The organism is Undibacterium sp. Di27W (assembly GCF_049340345.1).
Classification (GTDB): Bacteria; Pseudomonadota; Gammaproteobacteria; order Burkholderiales; family Burkholderiaceae_D; genus Undibacterium.
In genome coordinates, this window is record NZ_JBMPOS010000009.1 from 39,965 (window position 1) to 52,640 (window position 12,676).

15 protein-coding genes are annotated in these 12,676 nt (G+C 51.6%); 11 read left to right on the top strand and 4 right to left on the bottom strand.

Going from position 1 to position 12,676, the window contains the following annotated elements:
- Nucleotides 1–19: 19 nt before the first annotated feature.
- From ACO0LF_RS18160 to ACO0LF_RS18185, 6 genes are all read left to right on the top strand, one after another.
- Complete coding sequence (locus ACO0LF_RS18160; RefSeq protein WP_423016487.1) at nucleotides 20–1,084, top strand: SCO family protein; 1,065 nt, start codon at nucleotides 20–22, stop codon at nucleotides 1,082–1,084.
- A complete protein-coding gene (locus tag ACO0LF_RS18165; RefSeq protein WP_423016489.1) occupies nucleotides 1,081–2,397 on the top strand; it encodes a c-type cytochrome in 1,317 nt (438 codons plus the stop codon). The genes ACO0LF_RS18160 and ACO0LF_RS18165 overlap by 4 nt, the downstream gene beginning before the upstream one ends.
- 140 nt (nucleotides 2,398–2,537) lie before the next feature.
- Nucleotides 2,538–3,191 carry a hypothetical protein gene (locus ACO0LF_RS18170; RefSeq protein WP_423016491.1) on the top strand — a complete coding sequence of 218 codons (654 nt, stop codon included), beginning with the start codon at nucleotides 2,538–2,540 and terminating at the stop codon, nucleotides 3,189–3,191.
- A gap of 586 nt (nucleotides 3,192–3,777) precedes the next feature.
- Complete coding sequence (locus ACO0LF_RS18175) at nucleotides 3,778–4,692, top strand: hypothetical protein (protein WP_423016493.1); 915 nt, start codon at nucleotides 3,778–3,780, stop codon at nucleotides 4,690–4,692.
- A 177-nt stretch (nucleotides 4,693–4,869) separates the two neighbouring features.
- Nucleotides 4,870–5,163 carry a hypothetical protein gene (locus ACO0LF_RS18180; protein ID WP_423016495.1) on the top strand — a complete coding sequence of 98 codons (294 nt, stop codon included), beginning with the start codon at nucleotides 4,870–4,872 and terminating at the stop codon, nucleotides 5,161–5,163.
- A 29-nt stretch (nucleotides 5,164–5,192) separates the two neighbouring features.
- Nucleotides 5,193–5,537: a hypothetical protein gene (locus ACO0LF_RS18185; RefSeq protein ID WP_423016497.1), complete on the top strand. Its 345-nt coding sequence runs from the start codon at nucleotides 5,193–5,195 to the stop codon at nucleotides 5,535–5,537.
- A 367-nt stretch (nucleotides 5,538–5,904) separates the two neighbouring features.
- Here the strand turns inward: ACO0LF_RS18185 and ACO0LF_RS18190 are convergent, their stop codons facing one another.
- On the bottom strand, nucleotides 5,905–6,093 hold the full coding sequence (locus tag ACO0LF_RS18190) for a hypothetical protein (RefSeq protein WP_423016499.1): 189 nt from the start codon (nucleotides 6,091–6,093) through the stop codon (nucleotides 5,905–5,907).
- Nucleotides 6,094–6,229: 136 nt separating this feature from the next.
- Here ACO0LF_RS18190 and ACO0LF_RS18195 point away from each other — a divergent pair, with 136 nt between their 5' ends.
- Nucleotides 6,230–7,705: a DUF6892 domain-containing protein gene (locus ACO0LF_RS18195; protein WP_423016501.1), complete on the top strand. Its 1,476-nt coding sequence runs from the start codon at nucleotides 6,230–6,232 to the stop codon at nucleotides 7,703–7,705.
- Nucleotides 7,706–7,732: 27 nt separating this feature from the next.
- Nucleotides 7,733–8,146, top strand: a complete 414-nt coding sequence (locus tag ACO0LF_RS18200; protein WP_423016503.1) for a hypothetical protein — start codon at nucleotides 7,733–7,735, stop codon at nucleotides 8,144–8,146.
- 4 nt (nucleotides 8,147–8,150) lie between these two features.
- On the opposite strand, the gene ACO0LF_RS18205 is transcribed toward ACO0LF_RS18200, so the two are convergent.
- Together ACO0LF_RS18205 and ACO0LF_RS18210 are read right to left on the bottom strand one after the other, a co-directional pair.
- Nucleotides 8,151–8,525, bottom strand: a complete 375-nt coding sequence (locus ACO0LF_RS18205) for a VOC family protein (protein ID WP_423016505.1) — start codon at nucleotides 8,523–8,525, stop codon at nucleotides 8,151–8,153.
- Between the two features lie 132 nt (nucleotides 8,526–8,657).
- Entirely contained in the window at nucleotides 8,658–9,557 is a 900-nt protein-coding gene (locus tag ACO0LF_RS18210) for a LysR substrate-binding domain-containing protein (protein ID WP_423016507.1), read from the bottom strand.
- A gap of 126 nt (nucleotides 9,558–9,683) precedes the next feature.
- On the opposite strand from ACO0LF_RS18210, the gene ACO0LF_RS18215 reads away from it, so the two are divergent.
- From ACO0LF_RS18215 to ACO0LF_RS18225, 3 genes are all read left to right on the top strand, one after another.
- Entirely contained in the window at nucleotides 9,684–10,052 is a 369-nt protein-coding gene (locus ACO0LF_RS18215) for a carboxymuconolactone decarboxylase family protein (protein ID WP_423016509.1), read from the top strand.
- Nucleotides 10,053–10,055: 3 nt separating this feature from the next.
- On the top strand, nucleotides 10,056–10,460 hold the full coding sequence (locus ACO0LF_RS18220) for a tautomerase family protein (RefSeq protein WP_423016511.1): 405 nt from the start codon (nucleotides 10,056–10,058) through the stop codon (nucleotides 10,458–10,460).
- 523 nt (nucleotides 10,461–10,983) lie between these two features.
- Nucleotides 10,984–11,574 carry a DUF4865 family protein gene (locus ACO0LF_RS18225; RefSeq protein ID WP_423016513.1) on the top strand — a complete coding sequence of 197 codons (591 nt, stop codon included), beginning with the start codon at nucleotides 10,984–10,986 and terminating at the stop codon, nucleotides 11,572–11,574.
- Nucleotide 11,575: 1 nt separating this feature from the next.
- Here ACO0LF_RS18225 and ACO0LF_RS18230 read toward each other — a convergent pair whose 3' ends face one another.
- Nucleotides 11,576–12,589, bottom strand: coding sequence for a tetratricopeptide repeat protein (locus ACO0LF_RS18230; RefSeq protein WP_423016515.1), 1,014 nt, complete (start codon nucleotides 12,587–12,589; stop codon nucleotides 11,576–11,578).
- Nucleotides 12,590–12,676 lie beyond the last annotated feature (87 nt).

Below are 12,676 nucleotides of genomic sequence, written 5' to 3' on the forward strand. Positions count from 1 at the left end.
TTCCATAATCGGGATCGATATGAAGCGAGACATAAAAAACCTGCAGGCTGTGCTGACCCAGATCATGCGATGCATCAGCTATTGCGTCCTGGGCCTGTTCTGGGCATCGTCCACACTGGCGGCAAGCCGCGCCATCCCTGAGGCCCAGCTCATCAACCAGGATGGCAAGAATGTGGCTTTCTACCGTGACCTGGTGCAAGGCAAGACGGCGGTCGTCAATTTTATCTTCACTTCCTGCACCATGATCTGCCCCACCCAGACCGCCACCTTGCGCCAGGTACAACGCGACCTGGGCACGCGGGTAGGGCGCGACGTGGTTTTCATTTCTGTCAGCATAGACCCCAACACCGACCAGCCTGCACGCCTGAAAGCTTTTGCCCAGCAGTTTGAGGCAGGCCCGGGCTGGGAATTTTTGACGGGTAACAAAGCCATCGTCGATAAATTATTACGCTCCCTGAATGCCGGTGTCGGTGACATCAGCAATCATAGTGGCCTAGTGCTGGTCATCAATGAAAAAAAGAATGCCTGGCAACAGCTGGCCAGCATGCCAGAAGCCAAACTCATCCTGAAAACCGTAGAACAAGTAGCTGGCCCCGACCCCGCCCTGCAAACTGCCAACGGCCGCTACTTCCCCAATTTGCCTTTGCAAACACAAGATGGCAAAACCGTGCACTTCTTTGATGACGTCATGAAAGACAAAGTCGTGCTCATCAATTTCATCTTCACCACTTGTCCCGGCATCTGTTCCCCCATGACCGCCAACCTGGCCAGGGTGCAACCCCTGCTGGACCCCCGCGTGCAAATGGTCAGCATCACGGTAGACCCCGATACCGATACCCCCAGGGTATTAAAAGACTTTGCCAGCAAGTTCCAGGTGCGCCCAGGCTGGTTATTTTTGACCGGCAGTTCTGAGAATATTGCCGCAGTGGCTAAAAAACTGGGCGGCAGCGGTGAGGATAAAGATGCCCACAGCGGCATTTTATTGGCAGGCAATGTACAGACCGGCGACTGGAAAAAAATATACGCCACCGCCAAACCTGAAGACATCGCCTTAGCCGTAGGAAAGTTGCTGTCTGCGAGATGATGGCAAGCTTCAAGGCTATTTTTTGCGGTTTGCTGTGCTTGCTCTTGCCTGACTATGCCGCAGCCCAGGACAGCGCCTGGCAACGCGGGCAAGCCATTTATCACCAGGGCAGCAAGGGCCAGGCAGCCTGTGTACGCTGCCATGGCAGCCGCGGCGAAGGGCGGGAAGAGGGCGGCCTGAGCGCCCCGGCATTGGCAGGCCAGGCAGACCGCCTGCTACTGCAACGTGCCTTGCTGGACGGCCTGGGCAGCAATGGGCTGAGCCTGCACCCGCTCATGCCACGTTATCAGATAGATACCGCCAGCCTGGATGACTTGATCGCCTACCTGCATGTTATCGCCAAAGACACACCTGGCCTGACTGACACCCTGCTGCGTGTAGGCGTGCGTTTGCCTGCCAATGTCTATGGTGCTGCCATACAGGCAGGCTTGAGTCAGGCTTTCGATCAGCAAGTGTATGGGCGCAGGCTGGAACTGCTCATTAACCCGACAGCAGGGCAGGCATTTGTCGAGGTCGCCAGCGTGCAAGATACTTCGCGGCCTGAATTTCAAACTCAACTTCAAGCTACCCCCTATCCTGTTGTGGAAGCAGACAGGCCAGCGCTCATCGGCCCCTTGCCCATGCCAGGCATTGCCAATTTTTCTGACAGCCTTGCGCCGGGCAGCTTCCCCATCTTGTCTTCAATGCGCGAACACGCCAGCGCTTTACTGGCCCAGGCCGCGCTGGATGCGCCCAAAGATAAAGCAGCACAACAACTGACCCTCATCTATGACATGGGCAATGATCCCGCCTTGCCTGCTTTACTCCAGGAGTTGCGACAGCAAGCAAGAGCCAATCACCAATCCCTGCGCGAGCAAATCTGGTCTGCCAAGGTCCGCAAGCCGGGCGAAGCGGTGATTTATCTTGGTGGCCCCGCCGGTTTGTCCGCCATGCTGGCCAACAGCGGCGACGGCCTGGTGTATGCCAGCGCCATCCATATCGGCCCGGCCAGCCTGCAACTGCCGCTTGCACAGGCAGCCCGCCTGCGCTTGCTGCTACCCTGGCGCACCAGCAGCACCGTGTTTGACTTGCCCGGCGCCTATAGCGACGCCGCCTATGCCTCTGGCATGGTATTGATAGAAGCACTCAAACGCAGTGGCCGCCAGCTAAGCCGTGCTGAGCTACTGCAACAACTAAAGCAACTCAGGGATTTGATGATTCCCGGCCTGGGTAAAATCAGCCTGCGCCCAGGCCAGGCCCACGCCAGCCTGGGCGGGCAATTACTCACGGTAGATGCAGCGCATGGTAGGTTTACGACTTTGCGTAGCTGGTAAGCATCGCTTATGCCACCAAAAATATCAACAAATAAGGATGAATAAGCGCTTATTACGCGAATAGCAGGGAGAAGATCCTAGGCGGAACTGTTTCATCAAAGCCAGGGTCGAAGCAGCTGTTTCCATGTTGAAGGTTAAAGATGCACGAACGCAAGCTGATGTGGGGTAGTCAGACTCTATGGCAACCCATGGTTTCCTTCACCATCGCTACACTGATTACCGCTTTGCTCTTATTCCAGTTGATCAAACCCTGGCATAAAAATGCCGTGCCAGAAAGCAGCTATCTCACCCTCGATTTTTCGCCTCTGCTCAAAATCATTCCTACACTCCCCACACCGCCAAAAACAGAGAGCAAGCCAGAAAAAAAGCCCAGCAATAATGTAGCCAATAAGTCAGAAAAAACGGAACAAGCAACATCCAGACCGGCAAGCACAACACCGCAAGCTCAGCAGACAATAACGCCGCCAGACATACCCGACGCAGGCAAAGACCTGCCCACTGAAGACAAAGCCAGTGCGCCAGCCAGATTGAATATTGGTAAAGAGGCGATCGCCAAAGCCTATGCAGACAGTCGCACTGATATGCCAAAAATAGCTGGCCAAACTATACAAGCCCTGGAAGCCGCAGAGGCCAAAAAAAACCGGCAATTCGGACACGAAGTCAGCAAGGCCAAGATAGAAGACTGCATCAGACCCAACTCTGATGCAGGCGTCACCATAGGCCAAACCACTTTCGTCGGCTACTTGGCAGTCGCTGCGCTAGCCTATAATGCAGTCACCGGCAAGTGCAAGTAGTGATCCAGGCTGCCCTGAGAAAATTGACAGGGCGGTACTACTTACGTTAACCGGTAGGGTGCGTTACAACGCACCGATAAATGGCCGTATATAGCAACACATAGCCGACCATGTTTCGCACGAAAAGCTTCAGCCAGTAAATCTGTCCTGCTGAAAACCTGCAAAAAACCGTTTCTTATTTCAGATAAAAACCTCCCAACCGTCATGCCAGACTCGATCTGGCATCCAGCGGCTTTCGTCGCGGACTAGCACTGGCATTTAGGAACAGGATGCTGTCCACGTCTTCTGCAAAGTTCAGTAGCATTTTCAGCCAAGGTTTAACGACATCTGGCATCCATCCTTATTCGGCCACATCTGTCTTAATTAAGGTTTCCTGCAACGATTGTTTGGGGCTATGATATATGCCGTTTGATGGACAAAAGCAATTCACTTTATTACTGATATGAGTTATACGATAGAAATTTTTACTGACGTGCTGTCAGATGACGATCAGCAAGCCCTGGCGCAGGCAGATGAGATTAAACAGGCCAGGTCAAAGCAAAGCAATAAAGCGCATGCCAGCTTGCGCAAATTGCATACGCAATTGGTGAAACTGTATCCCTGCCTGTCCAGTTATGAAGACGATGATGAGAGCATGGATGAATGCCCATGGTCGGATGGCCCGCTGATAGACAACTTTGGTGGGCGTGTGGCGATTTTGGGTATTTCCCATAGCCATGGAGAAGTTTTGTCCTACATTCTGTTATGTGCCGACAAGCTGAAACTCAGTATCATTGATCCACAAACGGCTGCAGTATATCGCCCTGGCAGTGCGCAGCTTGTGCAGTTTATACAAAAACAAAAACAGCTGGAGCTGGAGGAGCTTCCCTGGAATAGAAGTACCTTAAAAGACATGATGTTTTCTTATTTGGAACCCGTGTTGGCGCGACTTGGGTTTGCATTGAAGAAGAACGAGGGCATTTCGGAGAAAAAATTTACCAGAAAGATAAAAGGTGGCAGCCAGGACATCGTATTGGCATCTTACGATTTCAGTTTGCCATATCGGGTAGTATTGACGACCTATACTTACCTGGATGTGATCGATGATTTGAGTAGAAAAATTCATGCCCGCGCCTATCGCTCGTATATGGAAATCGGCCAAGAATATTTCACCGGCACCGTAACAAGCGAAGATGCTAATAATTTGCAAGAATTTCTCGTCATACTGGAAGATTTAGGGGTATTGCTGGTGGAAAAAATCATTCCCTATCTTGATCAATGTCAGGACATTTTTTCTATTGATGAAAAAATGAATCCAGCCATCTTGCCCGGCATAGACACAATGGTAGATATTGAATATCGGGCATTGATAGTAGCCTGGTTGGCGAATAACCCGAATTTAATAAAGTTGGTGGATTATTATCGCGAAAAAAGCAAAGATGATACAAAAGAAGAGCGCAAATACCTTGAAAAAACCATCGCGTATCTGTTGCAGCATAAGAACGATATGATTTCTGCGTGAGCGATGCAACACAAATTGGTATGGTCTCTGGTCTCTTGTATCGAGAAAAGGCAGCACAAGCGCTGAAATTTTTAAACACCCTAACAGGCAGTGCACTCCAATTTTTGTATTTTTCTTAGTTGACTAAGGCAATTCGGCCTCCCTTTTAAATCAGCAATAATCTTCTTGCTATTCAAAATGCTTGAGCTTTTATATTACGATACGATTGTCGGATACGTGAGTAAGGTACTGCATGATGACGGCGCATGGTTTACTGGAGATATTGAATTGTCTTCGGCAAGTGACGACATGCGTTCTTTTTTTGAATATCTTGTTGACGAAAATGACATAGTTGAAATTAAATGGCCACCTGGATGGATAGATGAAAACAACTGGAGCCTTCGTGATACTGAGTCTTCAGCAATACGCGGCATATCGCTACCTGCAATTTACCTTGATGATGGAAGTATCTATTGGCGTTGGCGAGAGTGAATCCACCGCCTATTTAAAGCGCTGTTCTTATGTCTAAAATTTCTATCTCCATCGCAACGCCAGCACGTAGCTTGGAAGCAGTTAGCTTAATCAGGGCTGTCGTAGGCCTGTCGATTGACTCTATATTCAGCAGATTGGCCAGAGGGAAAGAAGGCGTGTTTTTTTGCGCTGAACTCTTTTTAAACGATCATCCAGAAGTGGATAAAAATATTCGCACACTCCTGTCTGGTTTGATAATGCTGGGCCTGGAACCATTTATCATGGAAATCTCAGAACATGAGGCATGGGGTGATGTGCAAGATTTTAATAGCGTCAGAATCAGTGCCGTAGAGTTGATTGGGATGTTAGATGAAGCATCGGGTAAATTTTTATAGCATTGTTATCCACTTAAGCGCGATTCGCTTTTTTGTTAAGAATCGTGTATTTACTTTTATCGAAGTAATTACGAGGACTTAATCGAAGCACAAGATTGCTCGATCCATCATATCAAAACGGAATTTTTTGTATGTCTAAAAAAACCGTGTCTTATGCGTGATAAAAACCTCCAAACCGTCATGCTAGACCCGATCGGGCATCCAGCGGCTTTCGTCGTGAACTGGCATCGGTATTCAGGAACAGGATCCTGTCCACGTCTTCTACAAAAATCAACAGTATTTGTAACCAGGACCTAACGACACTGGATGCCGGATCAAGTCCGGCATGGCGGCCTTAAGCATGCGGTGTAGAAAGGAACGATACGTGTTAACTCTGTCCAACACCTACATTGAAACTTATCCCCGTAGGAGCGGCTTTAGCCGCGAATAGCAGCTCGGCAAACACGTTCACGGCTAAAGCCGCTCCTACCCCAAGCAATTGCCGAGTTGTGGGCATCTTGTTCAAGGTCGCCGCGCCTTTACCGCTTGCTTGCGAACAAAAAATTAGACTATGCATGGCAATCTCCTTATTCCACCACTAGCCCACATGGCCTACTGCCAGCTCCGTATCCGTAGGGTGCGTTGCAACGCACCGAAATTTGGCCGTATATTTAATCGTATAATCGCCATGTCGTAAAAAATTGGATATCAACATGATCAGCAAAGACCTGCTTTACGCTCTGCAGACGCGTAGCAAGCACATGACCCGGCTATTGGAAGACTTTAGCGGTGATATTAAAAAGTATTCCGAGGAAGAAGGCTGGCTGGTCGTTGCTGAAACCATGGAAGTGGTCAAGAAGCTTGCGCCGACGCAGGCCAAGTACACGCACATCATCAAGGCTATTAATCGTGCATGGCTGGTGTATAGCGAGCAGTCGCCGCTGAATGCGCATCGTCTATACGACGCCGTCATCAAGACGCTGGCGGAAACCACATGGACAAGTGCCGAGCAGGCACAAGTCGCTTACCAGCTGCTCTATGCTTTTCACGATAACCATTTGCATCTTCCTGGTTCAAACAAGTATTTGCACCTGGCGCTGCGACGGCATTCGCCCTTTATTCTGGATTTGATCAAAAACATCGTTGCATACTCAACACAGACACTGTTCACGATGCCCGTCAAACCGCATACTGGTATTGGTGCTGATGCGATTGAAATACTGCTGGAGATTTATTATTATCACCTGGGCATAGATCAGGCAGACGATCTGAGGGCGGATGCATCTGGATTACTATTCGCTCTTGTGCAGGCAAATCCAGATTTTGGAAATATCATGACGCTTGCTTTGCTTGAGCATGCTCCCGAGCGCTCAACTATCTTAAGCCAGCTCATCGATTTTTATCTTATCAATGATGTGCACAAGAACCGGGAGGGCATGTTCTATAACATCATGCTGGATTTGGTGGACAATAGCGGTAGTAGTTTTATCTATGATGATCTGGATAAGATCACACGGCAGCTTGAAGTCTTCGCTAAGAAATGGACAGCCAGCCAGTTTGATGCCTTTGCCCAATATGCTTTTTTTTACAGATTGAGCACCGATGAGGACAGACGCCTGCTGTTAAAAAAATCGAAGAAAGTCATGCGCTTGTTGAAGATGATAGTCGATAGCGGGCATGCCGGTACGCACATTGATGCTTTAAGAGCACTGCATCAGGTAATGGGCACACAAGCCACGGATCAGGCAATGCCAAGTAACGGACGGCATCAATTTAAAGACCTCAACTTCAAGCTGCTTGTCATCCAGGAGCTAATGTACGTCCAGGAAAAACTCTTGCCACGCTTTGATGTGCATGAGTTCATCCGTCAACACACGGACCGCGAGATCATGATAGAGAAAGAAGGCTACGATGTCATCCCCGAAGTGCTGGCGTATTTTGAGAACCTGTTAATTCCTCCATCGCTTTTGGCGCAAGTGGACAAGCTGGCATTTGACGGCGGTAACAAAATTTATCATCAAATTTTCCCGTATTGGGATGGGGAATGCGACACCTTCGATGTGACATTTGCAGAAGACATCAAGCTCGTCCCCCACTTGAAACGCATGTCATCCATGCCGACCCGGTTCATCGAACTGCATGGGGTGGCGTTGAGTAAAAAATCGATAGAGCTAAGCTATCACCCATAGGTGCGTTAGCGATGCAGGGCGCGTTGCTTGATGCGCCTTCAGCTTCATGGGCTCAAATCGCTAAGGAAAGCGCCAGGTATTACAGTCAGACTGATAAAGGAAGCACCAGTCAATCTGTTTTTAAAGCCTGAAAAAAAGCCGCAGCTTATACAAGATGAAAACCTCCCAACCGTCATGCCAGACCTGATCTGGCATCCAGCGGCTTTCGTAGTGAACTGGCATCGGTATTTTGGGAGCAGGATGCTGAAAATACTCTTCTGCAAAGATCAACAATATTTGCACCCGGGGCTTAAGAACATGGGATGCCAGATCAAGTCCGGTATGACGGGGGAGGATCATAGAGAAACAGGTGTAAGTGCTACATGGCCGGAAGACAGGGCGCATGGTAAAGCACCGGTGCGCCATGTGCTCCATGATGCAAGACTACAATCAACGATATGACACGTCAGCTTGCCGGTGGTTCCCACAACTCCACCCGGTTACCCTCGGGGTCCATGACCCAGCCGAATTTGCCATATTCTGATTCATCCACCCTGGCATCGACATCGCAGCCTTCTGCACGCAGGGCGGCCAGCAGGGCGTGCAAATCATCGACGCGGTAGTTGATCATGAAGGGTTGGGTGCTGGGGGCAAAGTAAGTGGAGTCTGCAGGGAATAAAGACCAGGCGGTTTTTGCATCCTTGTCGCTGCCATTGGCCTCAAACACTGCGCCACCCCATTCGCTCAGGTCAAAACCCAGATGATCGCGATACCATGCGCCCAGGGCTTTAGGATCTTTTGCTTTAAAAAACACGCCGCCTATGCCAACCACACGTTTCATATTGCCTCCTTGAGGGTAACTATTGAAATAGAGTTGATTGAATCAGACTATCTCTTGTCGCAGATACTACATGAGCACTTAATCATGTGCAAACGGGCTTGCCATGAGCTTGCTCATGAGAGCTGCAAACCATCACGCAGCTTTCAACTGCAGCCCCACATCCTCTTCCATCAGGGTCTCCAGAATAATCTCTCGCAAACGCTGCACGGCCATGTCAGGTTCAGCATCCAGGCGATGCAAAGTCAGGCCCAGCATGGGTAGGGCGGGCAGGGTGGGGCTGTGGATGATGCGCAGGTGCTGGGGCAGGCCAACGGCGGTGCGCACGGTCACGCCCAGGCCGGCGGCGACGGCGGCCCAGATGCCGGACAGGCTGGGGCAGTTGAAGGATAACCGCCAGGGGATGTTGGCACGGTCCAGCGCGCTGGTAGCATAACTGCGCATGAGGCAGGGGGACTCGAAGGCGATCAGGGGCAGCGGGTCGTCTGTGGTATAGCTGGCTTGCAGTTGCGTGTCTGCCGCGCCTATCCAGTGCAAGGCAAAGTTGCGCAGGTGTTCGCTGTGCGGGCTGCTGATATTGCCATCCCAGGTCAGGGCCAGGTCCAGCTGGCCTGCAGTGATGAGCTCGAGCAGGGTGGCATTGCGGGCGATTCTGGCTTCTATCCTGACCCTGGGGTGGGCACGGGCAAAGCGGCCCAGCACGTCGGTGAGTATGCGCTCGCCAAAGTCTTCTGGTATGCCCAGCCTGATCCAGCCTTCGAGATCGACACCGCGCACGGCGGCAGCGGCTTCATCATTGAGTTCGAGCAGGCGGCGGCCATAGGCCAGCAGGGTTTCGCCCGCGGTCGTGGGCACCATGCCGCGCCCGGATTTGCGCAGGATGGGGCTGCCGACTTGTTCTTCCAGCTTCTTGAGCTGGGCGCTGACGGCAGAGGTGGAGCGGCCCAGCCTGTCGGCCGCCTTGGCAAAGCTGCCCAGCTCTATGCCAGTCACAAAACTGCGTATGACGTCGAGGTCAAAGGTGATCTTGCTCACGGCTGCTTCCTTAAAATTTTGTCAATCATCCCGTTTTTTGGAATGATTGGTTTGAAATTATCTGATTTTATGGATGAAGATAATCGGCTATCTTGTGCCTGTCAACCTCTCTTTTGGAGTTACCGTATGCCAGCCACCCCCCAACTCAGCCATAGTCCCAGCACCATCGCCCGCGAACTGATGGGCGACATCGCCCCCAAATTTGCCGAGTTGACCGATAAGGTCTTGTTCGATGACATCTGGCAAAGGCCGGGCTTGCCAGCGCGTGACCGTAGCCTGATTACCGTCGCCACACTGATCGCCCTGAACCGCAGTGAGCAATTACCCTTCCATATGCAGCGCGCGCTGGACAACGGTATCTCGCAGGCGGAACTGGTGGAAATCATCACCCACCTGGCGTTTTATGCGGGCTGGCCAACGGCGGCATCGGCTGTGAGCGCGCTACGTCAATTACTTGTAACCCCAACCACAACCCCAGCCCCAACGAAGGAGTAAATCATGCCCATGAGCCGTGTATCCCTGTTAAAAGGAAAATCACCTGAATATCTGCAAGCCTTGTCTGATGCCTTGCACCAAGCCCTGGTCGATGCCTATGAAGTGCCACTCAAAGACCGCTTCCAGATCATCCAGCAGCATGAGGCGAATGAGCTGGTGTTTGACCGCGATTACATCAGCCACCAGGGCAAGCCCAGGTCGGATGATTTTGTGATGATACAGATCACCGCAGGCCGCCAGCGCAGCGCTGCCACCAAGGCGGCGTTTTACCAGCGCCTGGTGGCGCTGCTGGCAATGTCACCAGGGCTGCGGGCAGAGGATGTCATGGTCAACATCAATACCACCGCAGCCGAGGATTGGTCGTTTAGTGGTGGCGTGATGTATGACGGGGTGGCGCGGTATGAGTGAGGCAATTGCAATGACGTAGGCGAGGCCTAGTTAATTTCGTAGGTTGGGCTACGGGGTATCAGCCCAACACTGGACCTTTGCAAACGTATACGTCATTTAAACGCCGAGTGTTGGGCTGATGAAGCGTAGCCCAACCTACGAAATTAACAAGGCCCGGCCCAACCTGCGAATCAAAACCTTAAGACCACTCAACACAGAGGCACAGAGACACAGAGTAGACACAGAGCAAAGCATTTAAGATGAAGTTTGCATCATGGATGGTAGAGCTTCAACGTGCACATTGTTAAAACCTCAGTGCCATCTCTGTGCCTCTGTGTCTCTGTGGTGAGATTTTTGGTCTTTAGTGCCGTAGGTTGGGCCGGGCCTCGCTAGGCTACGCTTTACCAGCCCAACAATGAGCCTTTGCAAACGTATACGTCATTTAAATGCCGAGTGTTGGGCTGATACCCCGTAGCCCAACCTACGACAATTGCAATCTATAAAAGAAATTTTCCTACCAACCTGAGTCAAAAGGACACCCAAAATGCTCGCCATGCAATACAACTTCACCCTCCCTGCCGACTACGACATGGACATCGTGCGCCAGCGGATTGCCAGCAAGGGCCATATGCTGGACAACTTCCCTGGCCTGGCTTTCAAGGCTTATCTGCATGCCAGCAAAGACAGCGAACCCACGGCATCGAGCCAGAATGTCTACGCCCCTTTTTATCTGTGGAATGATAATGAAGGCTTGAATAATTTCCTCTGTGGCGATGGTTTCAAGGCCGTCTCTCACGCCTTTGGCTGGCCTGCGGTCAAGCAATGGTCGGTATGGCATAGCCATGTCGGTGAGCAGGTGCGCAGTGCACAATTCGCTACTCGCCAGGTCAGTGCTATTGCGCCTTACACTGCACTGGGTGGCTTGCGCGAAGAAGAAACCAGCGCCGCAAAAAAACTGAGCCAGCAAGACGGTGTGCTGGCAACAGTGGTGGCCTTTGATCCCAATGAATGGACGCTGGTGCGCTTTACTTTATGGCGCGATGCGGCAGCGGCTAAAACTGCCGCACAAGTAGCGGGTTTGCCTGCTATTGTGCAGGCGTATGAAGTGGGGCATGTATCGGCACCGGGGTATTGATCTAGGCACGGGCATCCATGCCGCCAGCAAACTCCAGCATTTCTTGCGCCGCCAGCCTGGCCTTGTCTATATCTGCCTGCAATTGCGGGAATTGGTCTACTACGGTGGATAAGGTAGTGGCCACTTCTTCATAGGCGATGCGGGCTTGCGGGTAGTTGCTGCTCACCTGGTGCATATAGCCGAGGTTAAACAGGGCGCTGGCCAGCTTGGGCATCTGGTGGGCTGGATTTTGCTGTGCCAGTTGGCGGCGTATTTGCACTGCCTGTTCAAAAGTCGTAATGGCTTCGGGTATGCGCTGGTGCAGGCCATATAGTATACCCAGGTCTTCCAGTGATGCGCTCAGCGGGCCTAGCTGACTGGGCCCATGCTGGTACTCCTCACTTTGCAGCATGCGGCGATACACCGCTACGGCGTCCTGGCAATAGCCTATGGCCAGCTGCGGATCTGTATCATGGATGTGTAGCCAGCCCAGGTTGCTGAGGGCGCTGGAGAGGTAGAGTAAATAATTGGCACCGCTACTGTCATCGAGTTGACGATAGATATGCAGGGCTTCTGCAAAGGCATCCTGTGTTTCTTGCTTGCGTTCGTCTGAATTGATGATGGTCGCAAAAATCACCAGGGCATCTGCCAGCGGGCGGGCATAGCTGCTGGGGTCATGATCCGCCAACTGCCGGTAGACATCCAGGGCAGGGGTGATGTAGTGATGGGCCTGTTCCAGCTGGTAGGCATTCGAATGGATTTTTGCCAGCTCCAGCAAGACCGAGGCTGCCAGTGGGCGGTAAGTCGCTGTATCATCAGCGGCAAGTTTAATAAAAATATCCAGCGCTTCTTCAAACGCGACATGCGCCTCCTGCGGCTGATTTTGCATATGATGCCAGCTACCCAGGCTGCGTAATGCCATGCCCAGCTTGGGCAGGTACTGGGCTGTGTCTTGTTGCACCAGTTGCCTGGCTTCAGCGACCAGGGCATTAATCGCTTCTGCGCTCGGAAGATTTGTCTGGTTGGTGTGGTGCATACGTTAGATGGCCCAAGGTAAGTGGATCTGATTGCCTGAGTATACTGTATCTTGTGTAGTTGATCTTAATCTTAAGAAGAGGGCGGT